The sequence below is a fragment of the Mycolicibacterium parafortuitum genome (assembly GCF_010725485.1).
In the GTDB taxonomy this organism is placed as follows: domain Bacteria; phylum Actinomycetota; class Actinomycetes; order Mycobacteriales; family Mycobacteriaceae; genus Mycobacterium.
In genome coordinates, this window is record NZ_AP022598.1 from 1,593,526 (window position 1) to 1,613,450 (window position 19,925).

A 19,925-nucleotide genomic window follows, 5' to 3' on the forward strand; every position below is an offset into this window, starting at 1 on the left:
GGCAGCACCACGATCGGTCTCGGCCTGCTGTTCGACACTTTGATCGTCGGTCGTTCATGACGCCGTCCATTGAGCCGGCGGATCGTCTCGGTGATGTTGCGGGAACCGCTCTCGCGCAGCACCGATTTCGGCGACGGAGCTCAGTTGGCGTCGGCGTAGTACCGGCCGCCTGGGGTAGCGCACGCGCTACCCCAGGACGGGCGCCGGGGTGAGCGACGTGACCGGCCGCGGGCGCTGAACTGGTGACATGGAACCGGCTGACACGACAACCGCACGCTGTGCACCCACCACCGGTGCGCCCGCCACCGCAGCGCCGGCGCACCGCACGCGAGGGGTGCCCTGGTTTCTGGCGCTGGCATTCGTCGGCGCGTGGGTCCCGTGGCTGGCGGTCCACGGCCTGGGCGGGTCGCTGGACGACCCGTGGACCCAGTTGGCGACCGCGGCGTTCGTCCCGGCGATCGCCGCCTGCATCGTCCGGCGGTGGATCACCCGCGAGGGATTCGCCGGCTGCGGCCTGCGCCTGAATCTGCGATCGTCCTGGCGGTACTGGCTGGCCGCGGCGACGATCCCGTGGGGTGTCCTGCTGATCGGGGTCGGCGCCGCCATCGGTCTCGGCTGGTGGTCGATAGCCGACCTCGCCATGCCCGCCTCCGCGTGGGCCTATCTCGCGGCGGGCCCCCTCGTCTGCATCGCCGCCGCGCCGATCTTCTGGGGTGAGGAGTTCGGCTGGACGGCATATCTGCGGGACCGTTTGGTGCCGGGACGGCCGGTCGCCACCACGTTCCTGACCGGGCTGATCTGGGGCGTCTGGCACTGGCCACTGCCGTGGGTCGGCTACTTCGGCGGCGAAGTGCCTGCGGCCGAGGCGGTCTGGAGCATGCTGGGGTGGGTGCCGCTGAGCATCATGCTGGAGTTCGTCATCGGCTGGCTGTGGTCGGCGACCGGCTCGGTATGGCCCTGCGCGGTCCTGCACGCGGGTGCGAACCTGGTCGTGGCAGTGGGCATGTCCGAACTCTTCGGTGACCGGGTCGGGATCAACGCGACGACGCTGCTGCTCTGCATCGGCCTGGCACCGTTCGTCGCGGCCATCGTGTGCACCGGTTCTAGACTCAGGTGATGGTCTCGGCCCCGGCGCGATCTGTGGGTGCCGCGATGGTGTCCGGGCCGGGGTACCTGGTGTCGGCGTGGCCGTGGCGCGCATTGCTGTGGACGCTGTTCGGTGGTGTGTTCGGCGCGGTGCTGTTCGTCGCTGCTCCGGTGCTGATCCTGGCGGGCCTGTCCCGGCCGCTACGCAGCGCGGTATGGGCGCCGCTGCTGGAGATCGAATGTGCGCGGCTGGCGCTGATCGACGAGCCGGCTGCCGACCGGGCCAGGCGGGATCTGGCGGCGGCGCGTGCCGAGCACCGTCTACCGACTCTGCGGCAGGTCGGCTACCTGTGTCTGACGGCGCTCGGCACCGGCCCGTGGGGTGTTGTGTGCGTGGGGTTCTCGGCGATCCTGACCGCTGTGCTGCTCGCGGCGCCCTGGCTGGTCCATCCTGGCGAGCCGATCAACGTCGGGCTGTGGCTCGTCGATTCGCCCGCCGAGGCGTGGGCCGCCGTGCCGCTGGGCATCGCGGTCCTGACCCTGACGGCGTATCTCAACGGCGGCTATGCCGCCGCCGTCGGACAGATCACGGCGGCCGCGCTGACGGATCCGCATGCGCTGCAGCGCGAGGTGACCCGGCTCGAACAGTCCCGGTCCGCACTGCTCGACGCCGTCGAGCAGGAGCGTCGCCGGATCGAGAGCGACCTGCACGACCGGGTCCAGCACCGGCTGGTCGCGCTGGCGTTGACGCTGGGCATCGCCGAGAACACCCACGGCGACAACGCCACCGGTCGTCTCGCCGCCGAGGCCCACCGCCAGGTCGACGACATCGCCGCCGAACTACGCTCGGTGCTGCTGGGAATCCTTCCGCGGGCGCTGACCGAACACGGCCTCGCCGCCGCCGCAGCCGATCTGATCGCCCAGTACCCGCTGCCGGTGGACGTCGACTTCGGTGACACCGAGACACCGGTCCGGCTGCCCACACCGGTCGAACACGCCGCCTACCTGGTGCTCAACGAGACGCTGACCAACGTCGTCAAGCACGCCTGCGCCACGTCGGTGACGATCGCCGCGCGGCGCGGGAACATGATGTGGGAGATGGTGATCCGCGACGACGGCCGTGGTGGCGCCGCGATCGAACCGGGTCGCGGGCTGTCCACCCTGGCTGCCCGCGTGGAAGCCCTCAACGGCACCATGACGATCATCAGCCCCGCCGGGGGACCCACCGAGGTGACGATGCGGAGCCCGCTGTGACGAACCTGCGCGTCGTGCTCGCCGAGGATGCCCCGCTGCTGCGTACGGGGATCGTCACCGTCCTCGAGTCCGACGGGCACCAGGTCTGCGCCGCGGTCGGATCGGCCGACGAACTGCGCGAGGCCACCCGAACCCACCGGCCGGATGTAATCGTCACCGACGTGCGGATGCCGCCGACACACACCGACGAGGGAATCCGGGCGGCGATCGAGCTGCGCCGGGCCACCCCGGGTCTGCCGGTGGTGATCCTGTCGCAGTACACCACCGTCGGCTCGCTGGATCAGCTGCTCGACCGCGATGCGGACACCGGCCGCGGCGGCCTCGGCTACCTGCTCAAGGACCGCGTCGCCCATGTCCGCCACTTCCTGGACGCTGTCCGCGAGATCGCCTCCGGTGCAACGATCATCGATCCCGATATCGTCGTCGCACTGGTCGGCGCGTCGCGTCGGCGCGGAGTCCTCGCGGCGCTGACACCGCGTGAGGAGGAGGTGCTCGGACTGATGGCACAGGGCCTGACGAATCAGCAGATCGCCGACCGGCTGGTGGTATCCGAGGCGGCCGTGCGCAAGCACGTCGGCAACATCTTCGCCAAACTGCCCATCCCCGAGCACGGTGACCGCCGCGTACTCGCGGTGCTGACCTACCTCAACGGATCCTGAACTTTCACATCCGCGCGGCGACATCGGCGGCGGCAGCCGCGAAATCTGTGATGCGGTCCCGCCTCCGGTGGTATTCGGCGATGCCGTCGGAGGTGGTCGCGGCGAGTGCGGCACGGAGCCGGTCGGCGTCGAAATCCTGGCAGTACGAGGGTGTTCCGGGCTGCTGACGCCAGGAGTCCGCCAGCGGCCCGGCGTCCACCGGCTCGAAACCGAGCTGGTCGACCAACCCGAACACCGTGTCCTTTCCCGGTCCGGCGGGGCCTGCGACAGCCAGCCCGATCCGGCCGGCCCGGTCGTGAGTTCCGTTGTGCTTCAAGCTGGAAGCGATGATGCTGTTGAACGCCTTGTAGACGGGACGCCCCAGCAATCCGGCCACCCAGACGCTGTCCGGCGTGCCGTTGTCGAGCTCGTCGATGCGGCCGTCGCGGTTGGGGTAGTAGTTGCCGGTGTCGATCACGACGGCATCATCGGTTAGCTTCGGCGCCAGCTGCGCGCACAGCGCCGCGACCCGGTTCTCGGGCACGCTGACGATCACGACGTCCGCGCCTGCGGCGGCATCGGCCGCCCACGACGGGGTCAGCCGTTCGACACCGGCGAACTGTGTGAGCGTCGACGGGTCCTTCGAGTTGGCGATACGCACCCGGTGGCCCAGTCCGGCCAGGTGGACGGCGAGCGTGCCACCGATCAGACCGGCCCCGATGACACCGATGGACAAGGATTCCATCGAGCCGAGGGTAAACACGGAGACTGTCTCCGGTCAATGCATGTGGAGAATGCTGGAGGTGACCGTCGACATTGTGGTGCGCCGCCTGCTGGCGTCGGATGCGACCACGGTGCTGATCGACGGGCGCTCCGGCTCGGGCAAGTCCACCCTGGCCGATCAGCTGCAGCGCTGCTGGCCCTGCAGCGTCGTCGTGCGCCTCGACGACATCTATCCCGGCTGGGACGGGCTGGCGTGGGCCGGCGAGCACATCGGCACGGAACTGCTCCGGCCACGCGCCGCGGGTCGGACCGGCCGCTGGCGGCAGTGGGACTGGGACACCGGCGCCCCCAGCCGATGGCACGCCGTCGGGGCCGGCCAGCGGCTGATCGTCGAGGGCGTCGGAGCCCTGTCGGCGGACAACCGCGCGAAGGCCGATCTGGGCATCTGGGTCGAGACCCCCGATGAGGTCCGCAAGCACCGTGCGCTGCAGCGCGACGGGGACACCTACCGCCCGCACTGGGACCGTTGGGCCGCACAGGAACTCGACTTCATCATCCGGTGTGACCCAATCGCTTCGGCCGACTACGTGGTGACCGAGGCCGGCGGCGCTCTGGTGTGGGCCCCGGGCATGCGCTAGCTTGGACGCGATCCACACGGGAGTGCACACCGAGTGCGCTGAGAGGACGGCTGACCGGCTGTCGACCGTACGAACCTGACCGGGTAATGCCGGCGTAGGGAGATGCACGTGAACGCTTCATTGGGAAACGACCCTGGAAACGAGCTGGGTAACAACGACCCCAGACCCGTCCTGCGCTGGCGGGTGGTCGACATCGTGGTCGCCAGTGTGCTGGCCGTCGCGGCGGGTCTGGTCTTCGTGTTCTGGAACGTCGCGTCGAACCCGATCACCGCCCCGCTGTCGGCGGCGCTACCCGGTCTGCAGGCGCTGGCCGGCGGCGGCTGGCTGTTCGCCGGGGTGCTGACCGCGCTGGTGATCCGCAAACCGGGTGCGGCGCTGTACGGCGAACTGGTCGCCGCGACCGTGTCCGCCCTCGTCGGCAACCAGTGGGGTGTGCTGACCATCGAATCCGGCCTGGTGCAGGGCCTCGGCGCCGAACTGGTGTTCGCGCTGTTCCTGTACCGGCGCTGGAACCTGCCCGTGGCCGTGCTCTCCGGCGCCGCGGCCGGCGTGACGCTGGCGATCAACGACCTGATCCTCTGGTACCCCGGATCGACCACCGCGTTCGCGGCCATCTACACCGGATCCGCGGTGATCTCGGGCGCCCTGCTGGCCGGTGTGCTGTCGTGGTTCGTGGTGCGGGGACTGGCCAAAACCGGTGCGCTGAGCCGCTTCGCCTCCGGCAGGGTGGTGCCGACCCGCCAACCTCAATGACGCCGGATCCCCGCACCGGCGGAGCCGAGGTGCGGGCGGAAGGCTGGGGCTGGCAGCACGCCGGTCAACAGCACTGGGCGGCAAAGGATCTCGATCTGCATATCCTCCCCGGCGAACGGGTGCTGCTGCTCGGGGCGTCCGGGTCCGGGAAGTCGACCCTGCTGCAGGGCCTGGCCGGGCTGCTGGGCGGCGCCGACGACGGGCACGCGCAGGGCCGCTTGCTGGTCGACGGCGCACCACCTGCGCAACGGCGCGACCGGATCGGGATGGTGCTGCAGGACCCCGACGCGCAGGTGATCCTGTCGCGGGTCGGTGACGACGTCGCATTCGGTATGGAGAACTTCGGCGTTGCGCGCGAGGCGATCTGGCCGCGGGTGACCGCCGCACTGGCCGAGGTCGGCCTGGACCTCCCGCTGGACCGCGACACCTCACAGCTCTCCGGCGGGCAGAAGCAGCGGCTGGCGCTCGCCGGTGTACTCGCGATGCGGCCAGGGCTGATCCTGTTGGACGAACCGACCGCGAATCTCGACCCCGAAGGTGTGCTCGAGGTCCGCGACGCGGTCACCAGGGCGGCCGAGATCACCGGCGCCACCGTCCTGGTGGTGGAACACCGCACCGGTGTGTGGCTTCCCGTCATCGACCGGGTCGTGGTCCTCGGCGGTGACGGCTCCGTCGTCGCCGACGGCGCACCCGAGGACACCATCACCCGCGAGCGCGACCACCTGGTACACGCCGGTATCTGGGTGCCGAACACTCCCATCGCACCGGTGCAGCGCCATCCCGTCACGACCCCCGAGCCGCTGCTCACGGCGACGGACCTCGCAGTGGGGTACCGGGGCAGGCCTGCCGTGCGCGGCGGGATCGGACTGGAGATCCCGCGCGGTCGCGTCACCGCGATCACCGGGCCCAACGGCTCCGGGAAATCGACCCTCGCCCTCACCCTGGGCGGGCTGCTGCCGGCCCGCTCCGGGACGCTGCACGCGGCCGACGGACTCGCCCCGTCGCCGCGCAGGCGGGAACCGGCGACGTGGCGATCCAAGGAACTGCTCACCCGCATCGGCACCGTCTTCCAGGACCCCGAGCACCAGTTCCTGACCGGCACCGTCCGCGACGAACTCGCCCTGGGGCCAAAGGCGTTGAAGCGTGACACTTCCTGCACCGCCACGCTGATCGACGACCTGCTTGAGCGGTTGCACCTGCACCACCTCGCCGAGCGCAGCCCGTACGCCCTCTCCGGCGGCGAGAAGCGCCGGCTGTCGGTGGCCACCGTGCTGGTCAGCCGCCCCGCGGTGATCGTCCTCGACGAACCCACCTTCGGACAGGACCGCCGCACCTGGGCCGAGCTGATCCAGTTGCTGGCCGAAATCGCCGATGCCGGAACAGCCGTCGTCGCCGTCACCCACGACGCCGAATTCGTCGACGCGCTGGCCGATCACCGGTTCGTGTTGTCGGCCCCGGTGCGACCGTGATCCGTGTCAATCCCGTCGCGAAGCTGCTCGCCGCCGCGTTGATCGCGGTGGTGCTGGTGCTCAGCGTCGACTGGGTGTCCGCGCTGACCGCGCTCGTCCTGGAGATCCCGTTGTTCATCGCGCTGCGAGTCCCGTTGCGCCCGTTCCTGATCCGCGCCGGTCTGATCACCGTCGCCGCCGCGCTGACCGCGATGACCAACCTGCTCTACGGCGAGCCGACCGGCACCGTGCACTGGCACTTCCTGCTGATCAATGTCAGCGACGGATCGATCGAGTTGGCGCTGGCGATGTTCCTGAGGGTGCTGGCCATCGCGTTGCCGTCGGTGGTCCTGTTCATCGACGTCCACCCGACCGAACTGGCCGACGGGCTCGGGCAGGTGCTGAAGCTGCCCGCGCGCTTCGTCGTCGGCGCGCTGGCCGGCATGCGCATGGTCGGGCTGTTGCGCCAAGACTGGGAGTACCTCGGTCACGCCCGCCGCGCGCGCGGGGTCGCCGACCATGCCCGGATCCGGCGGTTCCTGGGTCAGGCCTTCGCGCTGCTGGTCTTCGCGCTGCGCCGCGGTACCAAACTGGCCACCGCGATGGAGGCGCGCGGGTTCGGCGCGTACCCGGCCAGGACGTGGGCGCGACCGTCGACGTTCGGCACCTCAGAGCTGGCGCTGATCACCGCCGCCGCGGCGATCGCGACCGCCGCGGTCGTCGTCTCCGTCACCACCGGACACTGGGACTTCGTCGGTGGCCGCTGACGCGGGCCGCACCAGCATCGACAGTGCGCCGGCGGCCGCGAACACCAGGAACGCCACCTGGTAGCCGAACGACTCGATCAACGCGCCCACCACCGGCGCGCCGATGGCCTGACCGGCCGCGATCGCGAAGAACGCCAGACCGACCCCGTAGGCGGCCGCGTCGGGATACACCCGGGTGCCCCACAACAGCAGCAGCCCGCTGAGCCCGATGTAGGCCGCACCGAACACGCTCGCCGACACCAGGATGGCCGCGACGTGGTCGGCCGCCAGCGCCAGCCCCGCGGTGGCCGCCGCCATCGCGGTCACCGTCGCGACCCAGGTCCGGCTAAAACCCAGCCGGTGCACCGCCGCGCCGCCGAACGCGCCGCCGATCCCGGCGGCGCCCAACAGCATCCACGCCGCGGTCGCGATCGCGTCCCCGCCCGATGCCGCGCCGATCAGGTCACGGCCGAAGTTCCAGATCGCGATGCTGCCCGCACCCGTCAGCACGGATGCGACCAGCAGTCCGGCGGTGCCGGGCCGGAACCGCCGCCCCACCGTGGCGCTCGACCGTGATGCCTGCGATCCGGTGCGCAACGCGAACGCGACCCACGCGGTGACGGCGACGGTGATCGCGCCGTAGATCGCCCACGCCAAGCGCCACTGATCCAACAGCGCCAGCGCGATCGGACCGGACACCACCACGCCGATCCCGGTGCCCGCGTTGACGATCGTCTGGGCACGGTCGGCCCGCTCGGCGCTCAGGCGTTGCGCCAGCGCGCTCGCCAGCGGTGGCGAGGCCAGGCCCGTGCTCATCCCCGCCACCAGGATCCCGATCGCCAGCACCGCGGCCGACTGCGCGGCGGTGACGACGAGAATGCCGACGGTCGCGACCACGCCCGCGGCGACCGCCATCCGGCGCGCCCCGACCCGGTCGCTGTAGACCAACGCGACGGTGATCGCGGCGCAGTACCCGACGTAGCTTCCCGCGCCGACGAGCCCGATCACGGTCGCGTTCAACTCGAATCGGTCGGTGAACACCGGGACGAACAGGCCGTAGGCGAAACGGGCGAAGCCGTAGCAGCAGCCGATCAGCGCCGCGCCCGCACCGATCAGCGAGTAGTAGGACCGTGACACGTGGTCAGCGGGCGAAGTCGGCGGGCCGGAACTCACCCTTGGCGAGCTTGGTCTCGATCTCCTCCAGGCTCCTGCCGGTCAGGTCGGGCATCCGGAAGTACACGAACAGCCACGCCGCGACGTTGAACAGCCCGTACAGCCACATCGACGGGCCGACACCGATTCCGCTGATCAGCGTCAGCAGGGTCAGCGTGATCAGCAGATTGGTGCCCCACAGCGCCGCGGACTGGGCTGCGGTGCCGGCCGGACGGACCGCCAGCGGATAGGTCTCGGAGCCGGTCAGCCATCCCATCAACTGCAGACCGCCGGCGTTGAACAACATGAACAGCACCAGGCACGTGATGATGAACGGCACCGAATCCCGGCCGCTGTTACCGGTCACGAACAGTGCGCCGAGGACGAAAAGGCTCACCGCCGCACCGGGAATCATGATCAACGTCAGCCGGCGCCTGCCGACCTTGTCGATGATCGACAACCCGACGAGCTGGGCCACCAGATACGTCACGCCGAGCGCGACCGAGACCTGCAACGCGACGGACTCGTCGAACCCGTTGTCGGTCAGGATGGTCGGGGAGTAGTAGATGATCATCTCGATGCCGGACAGCTGGGTGAAGATCGCGATGCCGCAGCCGAGGATCAACGCGGGCCGGACCCACGCCTTGCGCAGCCCCGACCAGCCGCGCGTGTTCGCGGTCTCCTCTTCGCGGGCCAGCGCGGCCATCTCCTCGAGTTCACCGTCGGTGTCGTAGTTCTCCGGCCGGACGCGCGCCAGCACCTCGCGGGCCCGGTCGCGGTCGTCGTGCTTGACCAGCCAGCGCGGGCTCTCCGGGAGCCGCAACAACAATCCGAGCATCAGCAGCGCGGGCACACACGCCGCGCCGATCGACCACCGCCACGGCACCGACTCGGACGCGCCGACGATCGTCGCGATCACGATGCCGACGCCGATCGCGATCTGGAAGCAGAGCACCAGGCGTCCGCGGTACTTCGGGGGTGCCAGCTCGGCGACGTACATCGGCGCCGTCTGCGTGGCGCCGCCGACGGCGAATCCGAGCACGAGCCGCCCGACCGACAGCAGAAGCGGGTCCGGGGCGACCGCACACCCCAGCGCACCGACCGCGAAGATCACCGCGAGCATCAGCAGCGTCGTCTTGCGACCGATGCGCTCGGACAGGAAACTGCACGTCAACGCGCCGATGACGGCGCCGAGCAGGATGCTCGCGGCGATGAACTGCTTCCAGTTCTCTTCGATCTGGAAGTCCTTGGTGATCTGCAGCAGCGCGCCGGAGATGATGCCGGTGTCGTATCCGTACAGCATCCCGGAGATCGCCGAGACCAGCGCGACGACGATCGCCGAACCGGTCAGCTGTCCCGGAGTCCGTTGACGGGCTGCGGCGTCATCACGGGCGGCATCGCGGGCGGCGTCGCTGGCGGCATCGTCGATGGTACTCACTCGGACCTCCGGGCGGCGGGTGGGCTGACGTGCCGCCCTATACCCCGCCGGAGGTCAGGTCACGCCTGGTCCCGCGTCGTTCCGTCGCCGGCCTCGGCGAGCTGGTTAAGCCCCTTGTCCCAGCGTGACCGTCGGGCCCGGTCACAGATCCGGTGCACGGCAACGAAGATCGCGACGGCGAAGACGGTGACACCCGCCCAGAGCAGAACTCCGCCCGCAGCAGCCTGGCCGGGTCTCGCGCCGGCGTCGTAGACCGCGGTGCCGAGCGCACCGGCGAACGGCAGTGCCACGACCGACAGCAGCACCGCCATCGTCAAGACCGCGGCCTCGATGCGGTCCACGGCACGGACCAACGGGTGTTTGCCCCTCAACCGGGTGGCGACGAGAGGCCGCGGAACACCGACGGTGAACGTGGTCCAATCGTCGTCGAGCGTGTTGCCGCCGACTGTCGCGCGCCGATCCCTGGCCTCGTGCGGGCGCACCTTGATTCCTCCTCGGACACGTTGGAGCCGAGCCCCTTCGGCCCGGCACCTTCCAGGGTGCGCCGACTTCGGCAATTCGGCTTGGACCCGGCGGACAACGACCGGCTGCGGCTTTGTCCGGGCGGCACAACCTGCTGCCGGGCCGTGAGCGCGGCGGGCCGGCCGATACGCTGCCGGTCAGTACGCCGACTGATCGTGGGAGGACCTGGACATGACCGACGTGGATCCGAACGAATCCGTCGCCGCGGCCGGCGCCGCCGTCGAGGAGGCCGTCGCGGTGTTCATGCTGCATCCGCAGACGTACGCCGGGAGCGTCGCGGCGGGCTACACGAACCCGCTGGCCGGCTACATCGCCGGACGTGGCGGCGTGCTCGGCGATACCACCGGCGCCACGGTGGCCGCGGTGTTCGCGGTGTTCGAACCGAACGCGGTCGCGGCGCTGTGGGACGAGGGTGTCGCGGTGCGCGGTGCCGCCGGGGCGGCCGAGGTCTACTGGAATCAGGCCGCCGAGTTCGGCCGCACGTACCTGACCGGCGCCGACGGGTTGGATCGCATCGCGGCGCTGGGGGAGAGGCTCATCGCCGCGGCACCGAACTGGGGCCTGCCGCTGTTCGTCGGCTGGCGGGCGATGCCGCTGGCCGAGGACGCTCCCGCCCGCGCGCTGCAGGTGATGTTCGTGCTGCGGGAGCTGCGGGCCGCACTGCACTTCAACGCGCTGTCGCTGTCCGGGCTCACCCCGATCGAAGCGCACATGCTCAACAAGGGACCCCGCTACGCTGCGATGTTCGGCTGGCCTGAGCCGTACGCCGACGGGGCGGAGAAGAAGGACCAATACGTCGAGATCGAGCGGGCGACCAACCGCCGGATGGCGGAGATCTTCGCCGCCGCGTTGGAAGGCAGTGAGGCCGAAGAGCTTTCACAACTCAGCCAGGCCGCGCTGGGGACTTTGAAGGCCAACGTTCCGTCCTGAGGATGCGCGCTGGTTCACTAGTGCGGGTACGCGAAATGCCGCGGCCACCGTCTCAGCGCTGTGGTGTGCCACCGCCGTCGAGTTGAACGGCCGCGAACGCGGCGCCCCGCTGCGCCAGATCGCCGGTGTAGGTGCCGGGATTGTGCACGGCGAAGTTCAGTCCGTCCGAACAGACCGGATCCTCAAAAGCGCACAGCGAGGTGGTCTTCGACGCGTACAGCGGACCGATGGTCACCGGCGGCTCGCCGAGAAAGTTCATCGCCCGGGGATTCGGCATACCGAACAGCACGACCGCGGCGACGTGTTCGGCGACGTCGGGCTGCAACGGTTTGGGCACCGTCGCCGGGTCGACGCCGTCGGGCACCGCGGCAGAGGTGACGAAACCGGCCACCGCAGCGCCCTGGGAGTACCCGCCGAGCACCAGATCCGTACGGGGACAACTACTTGCCATCGAAAGAATCCGGTTGCCCGCATCCCTGACGCCCTCCGCGCCGGTCGCCCACTGATCGGTGGCCGGGTAGTTCACCGGGTAGACGGCCAGCGATTTGTCGCCGATCTGCGGGCGTAGCGCGTCGATGAACGCCTGACCTGTCGGACCCACGCCCGGCGGTTCATTGGTGCCGCGGGCGAAGACAACCTCCACGTCCGGGCATTGCTGCGCTGCGCCGGGCGCCGCCAGGCCGGTCGTGACCGCCGTCAATCCCAGTACCACCCCGCCGGGCACCGCCAGGGCCTTACCGATCATCGTGCCGATTCGTGTGCCTATCCCCACGTCAACTCCGTCCGTGCTCTGACCCAACGGCTCGTCGCGTCCGGACGGCGGCACATGGGTAATGGAACATGGCATTGCGCAGTGGTCTACACGCAACACATCGAGACCCTGCCGTATCGGCGTCGATGCGGCACCAAAACCGGACAACGCCGACGCGTCGGATCGCATTCCACTGCCGACGACGACATCGTGGTCACCCCGACGACGCTAGCGCCACCGCGGCCCGTCCGCATCCTATTTGACGCATCGCTGAAAAAAGTCGACACTGTGTAGATTAGCGAGGTTCCAGGAGGAGCAGCGGACTGGGGTGGGAATGCCTCTCTCGCAGTACCGATTTCGCCGACGGCGCACAATTGGCCGGCTAGAAAGCATTGGAGGACGGTGACCAAGGCATGGCCGTCGCGTCGTACGGCTTCCGCCGTACGCAAGGGTGACCTGCGTGAGCGGCAGATCCTCGATGCGGCCGAGGACCTGCTCTCATCCACCGGCTACGCCGACATGACCGTCGGCGACATCGCCGCGGCGGCCGGAATCACCCGCGGGGCGCTGTACTTCTACTTCGGCTCGAAACAAGAGGTGCTCACGGCGCTGGTTGCCCGCACCGTGCAGGCACTGCAGGAGAAGGTGGGTGCAGCCCGCACCGACACCGGCCCGGTCGACCGGGTCATCGCCGAGGCTCTGCACCGTACCGCGCAACTCTGGCGCGAGCACGGCCCGGTGATGCGCATGGCCGTCGATCTGGGATCCACCGTGCCCGAAGTCGACCGTCTGTGGACCGGCGCCGCCGAAGTGTCCATCGACGCGATCGCCGAGGTCCTGCACCGCGGCGGCGTCCCGACCGGCGACGGGCCCGCGGATGCGCCGGCACTGGCACGCGCGTTGTGCTGGATGATCGAACGCAGCTTCTACCAGGCGTCCAAAGTGTCGCCACAGGCACTCGACAGCGCGGCGCAGACCTGTGAGGCGGTGTGGAAGCGCATGGCGACATCGCGCTGAGCCGGCGGGCGGCGACGTAGGGTGACCGCAATGGGCGATCGGATGGACGGCGGTCGATGAGCTCGGAGGAACAGGATCCCGACTACCGCTTCACGCTGGCCAACGAGCGGACCTTCCTGGCGTGGATCCGGACGGCGCTGGCGCTGATCGCCGGCGGGATCGCGGTCGTGCAGTTCGTGCCGGAGTTCGGGATCCCCGGGACGCGCCACGGCCTGAGCATCGTGCTCACGGCGGGCGGCGGAGTCCTGGCCGCGCTGGCGGTGCGCCGCTGGCAGCGCGTCCAGGCCGCGATGCGCCGCAACGAGGAACTGCCGGCCACCCGTGTGCCGATGCTGCTGGGCGGCGGGATATTCGTGGTCACCCTGATCGTGCTGGTCATCCTGGTGATCTGGCCGCCAGTCGGGCAGTGACATGGCACCGCCTGAGCCCGCCAAGCCCGGACTGCCCGCAGAGCGCACCCTGCTGTCCTGGGAGAGAAGCGCATTCGGATTCCTGGTCGGCGGAGCGCTGATCCTGCTACGTCAGCACGGTCCGCTCGGCCCGGAGCGCGGCTGGCTCGCGATCACCGCGGCGTTGCTCGCCCTACTGGTCCTCGTGCTCGGATACCGGCGGTCCCACCAGATCAGAGCCGGCACGGGGGCCGACGACCGCATGGTCCTCGCCGAGCCTCAGACGGAGGTCGTGCTGATCGGCGCTGCGACGGTCGTCTTCGCGCTGGCCGTGTCCGGGGTGCTGCTGTTCGCCTGGTGAGCGTCAGCCGACCATGCCCAGCTGATGGTCGTCCGGACCTGACGTGTCGATGACGGCAACGTCGATGAAGTCGCGACTCCTTATCGGTCGGTGGACCCGAGAGCGTCGATCGCGGCGCGCAGTTTGGCCGCGGCCTCGTCGGCGACCTCGCGCAGCCCCGGCTGATCTGACACCTGGACCATGATCTGAGGATCCATCGCGTCCACGATCACGGCGTCGCCGCCGGAGGCGGTGTCGGCACGAACCGCGACGTTGCAGGGCAGCAGCAGCCCGATCTGCCGGTCGGCGCTGACCGCACGGTGCGCCAGCGGCGGGTTGCAGGCCCCGAGGATCAGGTAGTCCTCCATGTCCTCACCGAGCTTCGCCTTCAGTGTCGCCTTCATGTCGATCTCGGTGAGCACACCGAAACCTTGTTCCGCCAGGGCTTTCCGGGTGCGTTGGACCGCGTCCTCGAAGGTCGTGTGCAGTGTGGTCGACAGCGCGTAACTCATAGTTCCTCCGTTCTCGTCGTCGTCGACGCCCCGGTCAGGTCAGGCCAGGGCCAGAAAGAGCTTCTCCAGCTCACCTTCGGTCATCGGTTCTTGGCCGTCGGCGGCATCTCCGGTCAGGCACTCCCGCAAACCGGTGGCGACGATCTTGAAGCCGGCCCGGTCCAGAGCCTTCGACACCGCTGCCAGTTGAGTGACGACGTCCTTGCAGTCGCGGCCCTGTTCGATCATCGAGATCACTCCGGCGAGCTGACCCTGCGCCCGGCGCAGCCTGTTGAGCACCGCGGCGATCGCATCCTCGTCACCAACCATGGCATGTATCCCTTCGACAGACGGTACAGCCATGGTACCCGCGGGGGTATTCCCGGTTCCGTGCGCTCGGGGTATAGCGCATCTGCGTTCGGTGGTGTCGACGGTCATGCCGGTGCTCCTCCGGTGGGGTGGCTGCCGGAGGAGAGGCGGCGCAGCGGGCAGTGCGCAGTCCGGGCACAGGCCAGCGTGACGGCTCCGGCGACGGCGGTCAGCGCCGCGGCGGCGATGCCGACCGCCGGATGGATTTCCTGGGCCAGGATCACCGAGGACATCGCAAGGACGAACCAGCCGAATGTCTTTCGAAGGGAATCCGGGTTGACCTTCGCTGTCAGCCGGGCGCCGATGAGGCTGCCCACCACGGCCGCAGCGGTCACCGCGGCCGCCACGGTCCAGTTGATCTGGACGCTGGACAGGTAACCGGCCAGGCCGGCGAACGACTTCATCGCGATCACGATCAGCGAGGTGCCGACCGCGACGGGCATCGGCAGCCCGCCGAGCAGGGCCAGCGCCGGCACCACCAGGAAGCCGCCGCCCGCGCCCACCAGGCCGGTCACCAGACCGACCACCAGACCCTCGGCGACGATCTTGGGCACCGGAAGGCGAGGGCCCTGCGCGGGGGCGTCGACGTTCTTGCGTCCGCGCAGCATGGCCACGGCGGTGGCGATCATCATCACGGCGAAGCCGATCAGCAGGACTGTGCCCGGGATGAACCGGGCGAGCAGTCCGCCCGCGTACGCGCCGGCCATGCCCGCTGCGCCGAAGATGAGGCCGGTGCGCCACTGCACCCGCCCGGCGCGGGCATGGGAGATCGCGCCGACCAGGCTGGTGACGCCGACCACCAGCAGCGAGGTGGCGATCGCCTGCTTGGCGTCCATGCCGCCGACGTAGGCCAGCAACGGCACGGTCAGGATCGACCCGCCGCCGCCGAGCAGTCCGAGCGCAATTCCGACGAAGACGGCAAGGCCGACGGCCAGCGCGATCACCGTTGCACCAACTGGGCGACGACGTTCTGTGCGTCACACGCGTTGCCGCGGTTGTACGGCAGCTTTCCCAGCAGGGTGCCCATGGCGCAGGTGTTGGACACCGCGGCGAAGGTCAGTCCGCCGCCCACGGCGCCGGCGAGCCACTTGAGCTTGGGCACCGCGATGCTGCCCAGGATGCTGGTCAGCACGATCGAGCCGGCCACCAGGCGCACCTGACGCTCGAGGTCCCAGCGCTGCGTCCCGCGGTTGACGGCGAAGCCCTTGGCCTCCCACGCGGTGATGCCGCCGTCGAGGATGTGCACGTTGCACAGCCCGGCCTCGCGCAGCGTGGCCTCGGCCTGGCCGGCGCGCTGACCGGACCTGCAGACCAGGACGACCTGCTGGTCGAGGTGCTTGACGATCTCGTCGCGGTGCTCACGCAGCAGATCCAGCGGCACGTTATAGGAGCCGGCGATATGGGCGGTCTCGAACTCGCCGGGCGTCCGCACGTCGATCACGCGCAGCGCAGCGTCGGAGTTCAGCAATTGGTCGAGGTCGTGGCAGTTGACGGTGGTGGGGATCGAGGGGGCAGACGTCATGTTCGGGGTCCTTTCGGGGTGGGGAGGCGGTTGCCGGTAGATACCGCCGGGGGTATGTTGGCTGTCATGTTACACATACCCCAGGGGGTACCCGCAAGTTGGAATATGCATACCCCCTAGGGTACTTGACATACCCATAGGGGTATCGGCAGTCTGAGACGCAGACGGCTTAACCGATCTACCGAATGAGAGGGCCACCACCATGAAGTTCATCCAGTACTACCTGGACTGCCTGTCGCACGCGTCCTACCTGGTCGCCGACGAAACCACCGGCCGCGCAGTCGTTGTCGACCCGCAGCGCGACATCGCCGAGTACCTGGCCGATGCCGAAGCAAACGGTTACACCATCGAGTTGGTGATCGAGACGCACTTCCATGCCGACTTCTTGTCCGGCCATCTGGAGCTGGCCGAGGCCACCGGCGCCAAGATCGTGTACTCCTCGGTCGCCGAGACCGAGTTCGAGTCCATGGGCGTCGCCGATGGTGAGCGCTACTCGCTGGGTGACGTGACGCTGGAGTTCCGCCACACCCCCGGCCATACCCCGGAGTCGATGAGCATCGTGGTCTACGAGCACGTCGGCGACGAGGTGCCCTACGGGGTGCTGACCGGTGACGCGCTGTTCATCGGCGACGTCGGCCGCCCGGATCTGCTGGCCTCCATCGGATTCACCCGCGAGGAACTGGCCGAGAAGCTCTACGACTCGCTGCACGACAAGCTGATGACGCTGCCCGATGCGACCCGGGTGTTCCCAGCACACGGCGCGGGCTCGGCGTGCGGCAAGAACCTGTCGACCGAGCTGTCGTCGACCATGGGCGAGCAGAAGGCGACCAACTACGCCCTGCGCGCACCGGACAAGGCCACCTTCATGGCGCTGGTCACGGAGGGTCAGCCGCCCGCGCCCGCCTACTTCGTTTACAACGCGGTCCTCAACCGCAAGGGCCGCGAACTGCTGGACGAGACCAAGATGCCCGAGGCGATGACCTACGAGCAGGTGCGTGACGCGATGGCCGGCGGCGCGATCCTGGTCGACGGGCGTGGACCCGAGGAGTTCGCGCTGGGTCACCTGCGCGGCGCGATCAACATCGGGCTGGAGGGCCGCTACGCCGAGTTCGCCGGTTCGGTCGTGCCGACCGACGTCGACATCGTGCTGTTCACCGAGCCCGGAGCCGAGCTCGAAGCCAAGACCAGGCTGGCCCGGATCGGGTTCGACCGGGTGATCGGCTACCTGGAGAATCCGTTCGAGGCGATGTTCGACCACCGCGACGACGTCCAGATGGCGTCCCGGCTGACAGCCCAGGCCTTCGATGAGCGTGCCGCCGCGCTGTCCGACCTGCAGATCGTCGACGTGCGCAACCCCGGCGAGGTCGAGGCCGGTGCCATTCCGCATGCGGTGTCGATTCCGGTGGGGCAGTTGCCTTCCCGGCTGGACGAACTCGACCCGGCCAAGCCGACCGTCGTGTACTGCGCCGGCGGCTACCGGTCCTCGGTCGCGGCCAGTCTGTTGCGACACAACGGATTCGCCGACGTCAGCGACATCCTCGGCGGCTACGGCGCCTGGGACGACGCGCGCCAGAGCGCCTGAGCATCGGGAGGAACAACTGATATGACAACTGCGAAACACACGATCGTCATCGTCGGCGGTGGCACCGCCGGCATCTCGGTGGCCGCCCGGCTGCTGCGCAACGGGCATTCCGACGTCGCGGTCATCGAGCCGTCGGACGTGCACTTCTACCAACCGCTCTGGACATTGGTCGGGGGTGGTCAGGCCAAGGCCTCGACCACTGCCCGGCCGGAGTCCTCGGTGATGCCCAAGGGCGCGACCTGGATCAAGAAGGCCGCCGCATCGGTTGACCCGGATAACAATACGGTCACCTGCACCGACGGCGCGGTTTACGGGTACCACGTACTCGTGGTCTGCCCTGGAATCCAGCTGGACTGGGACCGCACCGAGGGCCTGGCAGAGGCCCTCGGCAAGGACGGGGTGTCGTCGAACTACCGGTTCGACCTGGCGCCGAAGACGTGGCAGTTCATCCGCGGGCTGCGTTCGGGCACAGCGGTCTTCGGGATGCCCTCGGGACCGATCAAATGTGCCGGGGCGCCGCAGAAGATCGCCTACCTGGCCGCCGACTACTGGCGCTCCCAGGGCGTGCTCGACGACATCGACGTTCACCTGGTGGTGCCCACACCACGGTTGTTCGGGATCCCGGCGATCGCCGACAGCCTCGATGAGATCGCGGCCGACTACGGCATCACCGTGCACACGAACTCCGAGGTGACCTCCGTCGACGCCGCTGCCCACAAGGTGGGAGTCACCTCCGGTGCGGACGGTGGATCAGAGGCCATGCTGCCCTACGACGTGCTCCATATGGCGCCGCGGCAATCGGCGCCGGACTGGATCAAGGCGAGCCCGCTGTCGACCGGTGACGCGAACGGCTATGTCGACATCGACAAGCACACGATGCAGCATGTGCGCTATCCCAACGTGTTCAGCCTCGGTGACGCCGGGTCCTCGCCGAACTCCAAGACCGGTGCCGCGATCCGCAAGCAGGCGCCGGTGGTGGTCGACAACATCGAGTCACACCTGGCCGGCCGGCCGCTGACCGCCCGCTACGACGGGTACGGGTCGTGCCCGATCGTCACGTCCTCACACGACATGCTGCTCGCGGAGTTCGACTACGACCTCAACATCACGCCGTCGTTCCCGCTGCTCGACCCTGTCAAGCCGCACCGCGCCTACTGGTATCTCAAGAAGCACGGGCTGCCGTTCATGTACTGGAATCTGATGCTGAAAGGACTGGCCTGACCATGGCCACACAGAACCTGGACTACGACACCTTCGAGTCCACCATCACCGCCAATTCGATTGTGCTGGTCGACTTCTGGGCGTCCTGGTGCGGGCCGTGCCGCGCTTTCGCCCCGGTGTACGAGCGGTCGTCGCAAGCGCATCCGGACGTCGTGCACGCCAAGGTCGACACACAGCACGAACGCGACCTTGCCGCCACGCTGGAGATCACGTCTATCCCGACGGTGATGGCGTTCCGAGACGGTGTGCTCGTCTACCGGCAGGCCGGTGCGATGCATCCGGCCGCGCTGGAGGACCTCATCGGCCGGGTCAAGGCGCTCGACATGGACGACGTGCGGCGGCGGACCGCCGCGCGGAAGGCGGGGTAGCGGCGGCGAGCGGGCACGATGGACCCATGGTTGAACGTGCCCGCGACGAGACCGGCCGGCCCCGCAACACGCGTCCCCGCGATGATCTGGGCCGGCCGCTCCCGCCGGGCAGCGAGGGTGTGCCCCGTATCCCGGACGACCTTTCCCTGACGCCGGCCGGTTTCTTGAACTACGCACAGCAACTGCTCGATGACGGGCGGGCCTTCCACGCCCACGAGGTGCTGGAGGCCGCGTGGAAGAACCGACCGGCCCAGGAGAGACCGCTCTGGCAGGGTCTGGCCCAGCTGGCCGTCGGCGTCACCCACGTTCAGCGCGGTAACCCGGCGGGGGCGGCCGCTCTGCTGCGCCGGGGCGCCGAGCGACTGCGCGAGGTCGACGACCCGGTGCCACACGGTGTGGACACCGCCGGGCTGATCGCCTGGGCGACGGAGCTGGTCGGCGGCCTCGGCGCAGGCGACGGTATCCCTCCGGAGCGGCTCCGGCCGGTCCTGGTCCGGCCGGGCGGCGGTGAAAGTGACTGGCCCGCTTGATCCCCGGCGATGCCACA

General features: G+C 69.2%; 24 protein-coding genes and 1 riboswitch. Of the genes, 15 read left to right on the top strand and 9 right to left on the bottom strand.

What is annotated here, in order from left to right; translation table 11 throughout:
• Positions 1 to 247 precede the first annotated feature (247 nt).
• The 3 genes from NTM_RS07445 to NTM_RS07455 are packed head-to-tail and all read left to right on the top strand — an operon-like array spanning position 248 to position 2,999.
• Positions 248 to 1,117, top strand: a complete 870-nt coding sequence (locus NTM_RS07445; protein WP_163765926.1) for a CPBP family intramembrane glutamic endopeptidase — start codon at positions 248 to 250, stop codon at positions 1,115 to 1,117.
• Positions 1,117 to 2,340 (top strand): sensor histidine kinase, encoded by a 1,224-nt coding sequence (locus tag NTM_RS07450; protein ID WP_232079648.1) that lies wholly within the window; start codon positions 1,117 to 1,119, stop codon positions 2,338 to 2,340. Before NTM_RS07445 ends, NTM_RS07450 begins: the two co-directional genes overlap by 1 nt.
• Entirely contained in the window at positions 2,337 to 2,999 is a 663-nt protein-coding gene (locus tag NTM_RS07455; protein ID WP_163765928.1) for a response regulator transcription factor, read from the top strand. Before NTM_RS07450 ends, NTM_RS07455 begins: the two co-directional genes overlap by 4 nt.
• 4 nt (positions 3,000 to 3,003) lie before the next feature.
• On the opposite strand, the gene NTM_RS07460 is transcribed toward NTM_RS07455, so the two are convergent.
• Positions 3,004 to 3,723: an NADPH-dependent F420 reductase gene (locus NTM_RS07460; RefSeq protein WP_232079649.1), complete on the bottom strand. Its 720-nt coding sequence runs from the start codon at positions 3,721 to 3,723 to the stop codon at positions 3,004 to 3,006.
• A 49-nt stretch (positions 3,724 to 3,772) separates the two neighbouring features.
• Here NTM_RS07460 and NTM_RS07465 point away from each other — a divergent pair, with 49 nt between their 5' ends.
• The 4 genes from NTM_RS07465 (at position 3,773) to NTM_RS07480 (ending at position 7,307) form a co-directional block, all read left to right on the top strand.
• The gene (locus NTM_RS07465; RefSeq protein ID WP_163769410.1) at positions 3,773 to 4,339 is read left to right on the top strand and encodes a nucleoside/nucleotide kinase family protein; all 567 of its coding nucleotides are present in this window, start codon (positions 3,773 to 3,775) and stop codon (positions 4,337 to 4,339) included.
• Positions 4,340 to 4,345: 6 nt separating this feature from the next.
• Positions 4,346 to 4,457, top strand: a riboswitch (TPP riboswitch).
• A 2-nt stretch (positions 4,458 to 4,459) separates the two neighbouring features.
• Entirely contained in the window at positions 4,460 to 5,092 is a 633-nt protein-coding gene (locus NTM_RS07470; protein WP_163769411.1) for an ECF transporter S component, read from the top strand.
• Complete coding sequence (locus NTM_RS07475) at positions 5,089 to 6,561, top strand: ABC transporter ATP-binding protein (protein WP_163765929.1); 1,473 nt, start codon at positions 5,089 to 5,091, stop codon at positions 6,559 to 6,561. The genes NTM_RS07470 and NTM_RS07475 overlap by 4 nt, the downstream gene beginning before the upstream one ends.
• Positions 6,558 to 7,307 carry an energy-coupling factor transporter transmembrane component T family protein gene (locus tag NTM_RS07480; RefSeq protein WP_163765930.1) on the top strand — a complete coding sequence of 250 codons (750 nt, stop codon included), beginning with the start codon at positions 6,558 to 6,560 and terminating at the stop codon, positions 7,305 to 7,307. The genes NTM_RS07475 and NTM_RS07480 overlap by 4 nt, the downstream gene beginning before the upstream one ends.
• Here NTM_RS07480 and NTM_RS07485 read toward each other — a convergent pair.
• Genes NTM_RS07485 through NTM_RS07495 form a run of 3 tightly spaced genes read right to left on the bottom strand, consistent with a single transcriptional unit; the run spans position 7,209 to position 10,358 of the window.
• Positions 7,209 to 8,423 (bottom strand): MFS transporter, encoded by a 1,215-nt coding sequence (locus NTM_RS07485; protein ID WP_104865474.1) that lies wholly within the window; start codon positions 8,421 to 8,423, stop codon positions 7,209 to 7,211. The genes NTM_RS07480 and NTM_RS07485 overlap by 99 nt on opposite strands.
• Positions 8,424 to 8,427: 4 nt before the next feature.
• A complete protein-coding gene (locus NTM_RS07490; protein ID WP_272955224.1) occupies positions 8,428 to 9,876 on the bottom strand; it encodes a sugar porter family MFS transporter in 1,449 nt (482 codons plus the stop codon).
• Positions 9,877 to 9,935: 59 nt separating this feature from the next.
• The gene (locus NTM_RS07495; RefSeq protein ID WP_104865368.1) at positions 9,936 to 10,358 is read right to left on the bottom strand and encodes a hypothetical protein; all 423 of its coding nucleotides are present in this window, start codon (positions 10,356 to 10,358) and stop codon (positions 9,936 to 9,938) included.
• A 211-nt stretch (positions 10,359 to 10,569) separates the two neighbouring features.
• On the opposite strand from NTM_RS07495, the gene NTM_RS07500 reads away from it, so the two are divergent.
• Positions 10,570 to 11,328, top strand: a complete 759-nt coding sequence (locus NTM_RS07500) for an SCO6745 family protein (protein ID WP_163765931.1) — start codon at positions 10,570 to 10,572, stop codon at positions 11,326 to 11,328.
• Between the two features lie 52 nt (positions 11,329 to 11,380).
• On the opposite strand, the gene NTM_RS07505 is transcribed toward NTM_RS07500, so the two are convergent.
• Complete coding sequence (locus NTM_RS07505) at positions 11,381 to 12,073, bottom strand: cutinase family protein (RefSeq protein WP_163769413.1); 693 nt, start codon at positions 12,071 to 12,073, stop codon at positions 11,381 to 11,383.
• 408 nt (positions 12,074 to 12,481) lie between these two features.
• On the opposite strand from NTM_RS07505, the gene NTM_RS07510 reads away from it, so the two are divergent.
• From NTM_RS07510 to NTM_RS07520, 3 genes are read left to right on the top strand one after another with little or no spacing between them, the layout of a single operon-like run.
• Positions 12,482 to 13,096, top strand: a complete 615-nt coding sequence (locus NTM_RS07510) for a TetR/AcrR family transcriptional regulator (RefSeq protein ID WP_104865371.1) — start codon at positions 12,482 to 12,484, stop codon at positions 13,094 to 13,096.
• A 56-nt stretch (positions 13,097 to 13,152) separates the two neighbouring features.
• On the top strand, positions 13,153 to 13,506 hold the full coding sequence (locus NTM_RS07515; protein ID WP_104865372.1) for a YidH family protein: 354 nt from the start codon (positions 13,153 to 13,155) through the stop codon (positions 13,504 to 13,506).
• Position 13,507: 1 nt separating this feature from the next.
• A complete protein-coding gene (locus NTM_RS07520; RefSeq protein ID WP_163765932.1) occupies positions 13,508 to 13,846 on the top strand; it encodes a DUF202 domain-containing protein in 339 nt (112 codons plus the stop codon).
• Positions 13,847 to 13,926: 80 nt separating this feature from the next.
• Here the strand turns inward: NTM_RS07520 and NTM_RS07525 are convergent, their stop codons facing one another.
• From NTM_RS07525 to NTM_RS07540, 4 genes are all read right to left on the bottom strand, one after another.
• Positions 13,927 to 14,337, bottom strand: a complete 411-nt coding sequence (locus NTM_RS07525) for a DUF302 domain-containing protein (protein ID WP_104865374.1) — start codon at positions 14,335 to 14,337, stop codon at positions 13,927 to 13,929.
• 39 nt (positions 14,338 to 14,376) lie between these two features.
• Entirely contained in the window at positions 14,377 to 14,646 is a 270-nt protein-coding gene (locus NTM_RS07530; protein WP_104865375.1) for a metal-sensitive transcriptional regulator, read from the bottom strand.
• A 104-nt stretch (positions 14,647 to 14,750) separates the two neighbouring features.
• Positions 14,751 to 15,629: a sulfite exporter TauE/SafE family protein gene (locus tag NTM_RS07535; RefSeq protein ID WP_163765933.1), complete on the bottom strand. Its 879-nt coding sequence runs from the start codon at positions 15,627 to 15,629 to the stop codon at positions 14,751 to 14,753.
• Entirely contained in the window at positions 15,626 to 16,207 is a 582-nt protein-coding gene (locus NTM_RS07540; RefSeq protein ID WP_163765934.1) for a rhodanese-like domain-containing protein, read from the bottom strand. The genes NTM_RS07535 and NTM_RS07540 overlap by 4 nt, the downstream gene beginning before the upstream one ends.
• A gap of 202 nt (positions 16,208 to 16,409) precedes the next feature.
• Here NTM_RS07540 and NTM_RS07545 point away from each other — a divergent pair, with 202 nt between their 5' ends.
• The 4 genes from NTM_RS07545 to NTM_RS07560 are packed head-to-tail and all read left to right on the top strand — an operon-like array spanning position 16,410 to position 19,908.
• Positions 16,410 to 17,789 (top strand): MBL fold metallo-hydrolase, encoded by a 1,380-nt coding sequence (locus tag NTM_RS07545; protein ID WP_163765935.1) that lies wholly within the window; start codon positions 16,410 to 16,412, stop codon positions 17,787 to 17,789.
• A 21-nt stretch (positions 17,790 to 17,810) separates the two neighbouring features.
• Positions 17,811 to 19,010 (top strand): NAD(P)/FAD-dependent oxidoreductase, encoded by a 1,200-nt coding sequence (locus tag NTM_RS07550; RefSeq protein ID WP_163765936.1) that lies wholly within the window; start codon positions 17,811 to 17,813, stop codon positions 19,008 to 19,010.
• A gap of 2 nt (positions 19,011 to 19,012) precedes the next feature.
• Positions 19,013 to 19,378, top strand: coding sequence for a thioredoxin (gene trxA / locus NTM_RS07555; protein ID WP_104865380.1), 366 nt, complete (start codon positions 19,013 to 19,015; stop codon positions 19,376 to 19,378).
• A gap of 26 nt (positions 19,379 to 19,404) precedes the next feature.
• Positions 19,405 to 19,908, top strand: coding sequence for a DUF309 domain-containing protein (locus NTM_RS07560; RefSeq protein ID WP_104865381.1), 504 nt, complete (start codon positions 19,405 to 19,407; stop codon positions 19,906 to 19,908).
• The last annotated feature ends 17 nt before the right edge of the window (positions 19,909 to 19,925 follow it).

Coding starts and splice junctions, on each gene's coding strand:
- NTM_RS07445 (WP_163765926.1), top strand. CDS start 248: ATGGAACCGGCTGACACGACAACCGCACGCTGTGCACCCACCACCGGT.
- NTM_RS07450 (WP_232079648.1), top strand. CDS start 1,117: ATGGTCTCGGCCCCGGCGCGATCTGTGGGTGCCGCGATGGTGTCCGGG.
- NTM_RS07460 (WP_232079649.1), bottom strand. CDS start 3,723: ATGGAATCCTTGTCCATCGGTGTCATCGGGGCCGGTCTGATCGGTGGC.
- NTM_RS07465 (WP_163769410.1), top strand. CDS start 3,773: ATGCTGGAGGTGACCGTCGACATTGTGGTGCGCCGCCTGCTGGCGTCG.
- NTM_RS07475 (WP_163765929.1), top strand. CDS start 5,089: ATGACGCCGGATCCCCGCACCGGCGGAGCCGAGGTGCGGGCGGAAGGC.
- NTM_RS07500 (WP_163765931.1), top strand. CDS start 10,570: ATGACCGACGTGGATCCGAACGAATCCGTCGCCGCGGCCGGCGCCGCC.
- NTM_RS07505 (WP_163769413.1), bottom strand. CDS start 12,073: ATGATCGGTAAGGCCCTGGCGGTGCCCGGCGGGGTGGTACTGGGATTG.
- NTM_RS07515 (WP_104865372.1), top strand. CDS start 13,153: ATGAGCTCGGAGGAACAGGATCCCGACTACCGCTTCACGCTGGCCAAC.
- NTM_RS07520 (WP_163765932.1), top strand. CDS start 13,508: ATGGCACCGCCTGAGCCCGCCAAGCCCGGACTGCCCGCAGAGCGCACC.
- NTM_RS07525 (WP_104865374.1), bottom strand. CDS start 14,337: ATGAGTTACGCGCTGTCGACCACACTGCACACGACCTTCGAGGACGCG.
- NTM_RS07530 (WP_104865375.1), bottom strand. CDS start 14,646: ATGGTTGGTGACGAGGATGCGATCGCCGCGGTGCTCAACAGGCTGCGC.
- NTM_RS07540 (WP_163765934.1), bottom strand. CDS start 16,207: ATGACGTCTGCCCCCTCGATCCCCACCACCGTCAACTGCCACGACCTC.
- NTM_RS07545 (WP_163765935.1), top strand. CDS start 16,410: ATGAAGTTCATCCAGTACTACCTGGACTGCCTGTCGCACGCGTCCTAC.
- NTM_RS07550 (WP_163765936.1), top strand. CDS start 17,811: ATGACAACTGCGAAACACACGATCGTCATCGTCGGCGGTGGCACCGCC.
- trxA (WP_104865380.1), top strand. CDS start 19,013: ATGGCCACACAGAACCTGGACTACGACACCTTCGAGTCCACCATCACC.
- NTM_RS07560 (WP_104865381.1), top strand. CDS start 19,405: ATGGTTGAACGTGCCCGCGACGAGACCGGCCGGCCCCGCAACACGCGT.